At 70.7% G+C, this 2,410-nt stretch carries 2 protein-coding genes and 1 other RNA gene; all 3 read left to right on the top strand.

Annotated features, from left to right (window positions below; genetic code table 11):
* The first annotated feature begins 159 nt into the window (after window positions 1–159).
* Window positions 160–1,305 carry a S41 family peptidase gene (locus tag ACFV4F_RS10760; protein WP_380501585.1) on the top strand — a complete coding sequence of 382 codons (1,146 nt, stop codon included), beginning with the start codon at window positions 160–162 and terminating at the stop codon, window positions 1,303–1,305.
* A 42-nt stretch (window positions 1,306–1,347) separates the two neighbouring features.
* A complete protein-coding gene (smpB, locus tag ACFV4F_RS10755) occupies window positions 1,348–1,824 on the top strand; it encodes an SsrA-binding protein SmpB (protein ID WP_380435422.1) in 477 nt (158 codons plus the stop codon).
* An 86-nt stretch (window positions 1,825–1,910) separates the two neighbouring features.
* Window positions 1,911–2,292, top strand: a transfer-messenger RNA (tmRNA) gene (gene ssrA, locus ACFV4F_RS10750).
* The last annotated feature ends 118 nt before the right edge of the window (window positions 2,293–2,410 follow it).

The following is a 2,410-nucleotide window of genomic DNA, read 5'->3' as shown; positions in this document are numbered from 1 at the left end:
GGGTTGGTGTTTTTATACCTCTTTTCCATACACCCCCTTTTTCTTCCCCCGGGGCCCGGGCCTCCCCCGCCCCGCCCCGGCCCCGCCGGGGGCCGCCGTCGTTCCGCGCTCGGCCGTTCCGGCCCGCGGCGCCGCGCGCGGTGTCTACACTCCGATGCCATGCTGGAAACTCCGCGCAGGGCACGTCAGGTGGCCACCCTCAGCCTGGTGTTCGGCGCCGTGCTGCTGGCCGGGGCCGCCACCGGCGCCTGGGGGGACCCGAGCGAAGCGCCGCGCCGCCCGTCCGCGGACGTTGTCCGGCCCGCGTCCGTCGTCCCCGGTGTCACCGCGGACCCGGCCGGCACCGCGCTCTCGGAGCAGCAGGCCGAGCACCTGCTCGGCGCCAGCGGCGACCGCTGGGGGGCGTACTACAGCGCGCAGGAGTACGCGGAGTTCAGCCAGGGCCTGGACGGCCGCTACCTAGGGGTGGGGCTGTCGGTGGGCCGCGGCGAGGACGGCGTCACCGAGGTGTCCCAGGTCGCCCCGGGCGGTCCGGCCGCCGCGGCCGGGATCGCCCCCGGGGACCGGCTGCTGAGGATCGACGCCGACCAGGCCGACCGGCTGCCGGTCACCGAGGTCGTCGCCCGGCTGCGCGGCCGCGACGGCGAGCGCAGGGCCGGCTCCGAGGTCACCGTCGACGTCCGGCGCGGCGACGGCGAGGTGCGCGAACTGCGCTTGCGCCGGGCCCTCCTGGACAGCCAGCAGGTCACCGCGGAGCACCTGGACAAGGGCGTGCTGCGGATCGTCGTGCGGGCCTTCACCACCAGCGTGGCCGACCAGGTGCGCGCCGCGCTGCGCGCCCCGCACGCCGGCGTGGTGCTCGATCTGCGCGGAAATTCCGGCGGGTTGGTCGACGAGGCCGTCGCCACCGCCGGGGCCTTCCTGGACGGCGGCGCGGTCGGCTCGTACCAGGAGCGCGGCGACACCAGGGAGTTGACCGCCCCGGCCGGCGGTGACCAGCGCACCCCGCTCGTGGTGCTCGTGGACGGCGGCACGATGAGCGCCGCCGAACTGCTCGCCGGCGCGCTCCAGGACCGCAGCCGCGCGGTCGTGGTGGGCTCGCGGACCTTCGGCAAGGGCACCGTCCAGCAGCCGAGCCGGCTCGCCGACGGCGCCGTGCTGGAGATGACCGTCGGCCGCTACCACACCCCGGCCGGCCGCTCCCTCGACGGCACCGGCCTCACCCCCGACGTCCCCGCGTCCGGCTCCGAGGACGCCGACGCCCTGGCCCTGCGCGTCCTGGCCGGGCTCGGCACCCGGGCCTAAAGGGCTGCCCCGCCGGGCCCGAAGTGCGAGAATGACGGCGCTATGGCAAAGGAAACCGGACACAAGCTGATCGCGCAGAACAAGAAGGCGCGACACGAGTACTCGATCCTCGACACCTACGAGTGCGGCCTCGTGCTCACCGGGACCGAGGTGAAGTCACTGCGCGAGGGGAGGGCCAACCTGGTCGACGGCTACGCCTACATCCAGAACCACGAGGCCTGGATCGACAACGTCTTCATCCCCGAGTACACGCAGGGGACGTGGACCAACCACGCCGCGCGCCGCAAGCGCAAGCTGCTGCTGCACAGGATGGAGATCCACAAGATCGAGACCAAGGTGCGCGACGCGGGCCACACCCTCATCCCGCTCTCGCTGTACTTCAAGGACGGCCGGGTGAAGCTCGAACTGGCGCTCGCGGTCGGCAAGAAGCTGTACGACAAGCGTCAGACGCTGCGCGAGAAGCAGGACACCCGCGAGACGGCACGCGCCGTGGCGGCCGCCCGACGGCGCCAGGGTTAATCCGCTGGACCCTCGCCCGTCGCCTCGCGTACTATGGCGCCAGCAACACGGACGGTCACCGTCCGAGCTGTTTCTCAAAAAAACATGGGGATGATCGGTTTCGACAGGGGATGTTGAAACAGGGGAAGCGAGCCGAGGAACGCGGCAATGATCTCGTTAACCACGTGTCGCAAAAAAATAATCGCCAACTCTAAGCGCGATTCCCAGCAGTTCGCTCTCGCTGCCTAATAAGCACCGATAGCGCTTGGGTGTCAGACCGGGGAGTTCCCGACCCGGACCCTGGCATAATCTAGGGAACTCAACCGTCCGCCCGGGCTGCGAGGGTGGATGGGAAATCAAACAGCAGCTGGGCCTGTTGGCGGCTCGTCCGTGTGACCGCCAGGGCCGAGAAAAGCACAGCGGACTGCGCTCGGAGAAGCCCTGAATTAACTCCACTGGACCCGGGTTCGATTCCCGGCATCTCCACCACCCCATGTTCACAAGTGAAGGGCGGGGCCCCCCCAAGGGGGGGGGGGCGGGGCCGGGGCGCCCGGGGGGTTTTAACAACAAACAGCCCCCCCCACGCGAAGAGGATAGGGGTGTGGGG

The sequence above is a fragment of the Kitasatospora sp. NPDC059722 genome (genome assembly GCF_042733235.1).
In the GTDB taxonomy this organism is placed as follows: Bacteria; Actinomycetota; Actinomycetes; order Streptomycetales; family Streptomycetaceae; genus Kitasatospora.
Note: the sequence above shows the minus strand (reverse complement) of the source record. Positions and strands in the feature narration are given on the sequence as shown.

What these genes read in the sequence shown, in the direction of transcription:
- smpB (WP_380435422.1), top strand. Translation starts at nt 1,348, where the DNA reads ATGGCAAAGGAAACCGGACACAAGCTGATCGCGCAGAACAAGAAGGCG.
- ACFV4F_RS10760 (WP_380501585.1), top strand. Translation starts at nt 160, where the DNA reads ATGCTGGAAACTCCGCGCAGGGCACGTCAGGTGGCCACCCTCAGCCTG.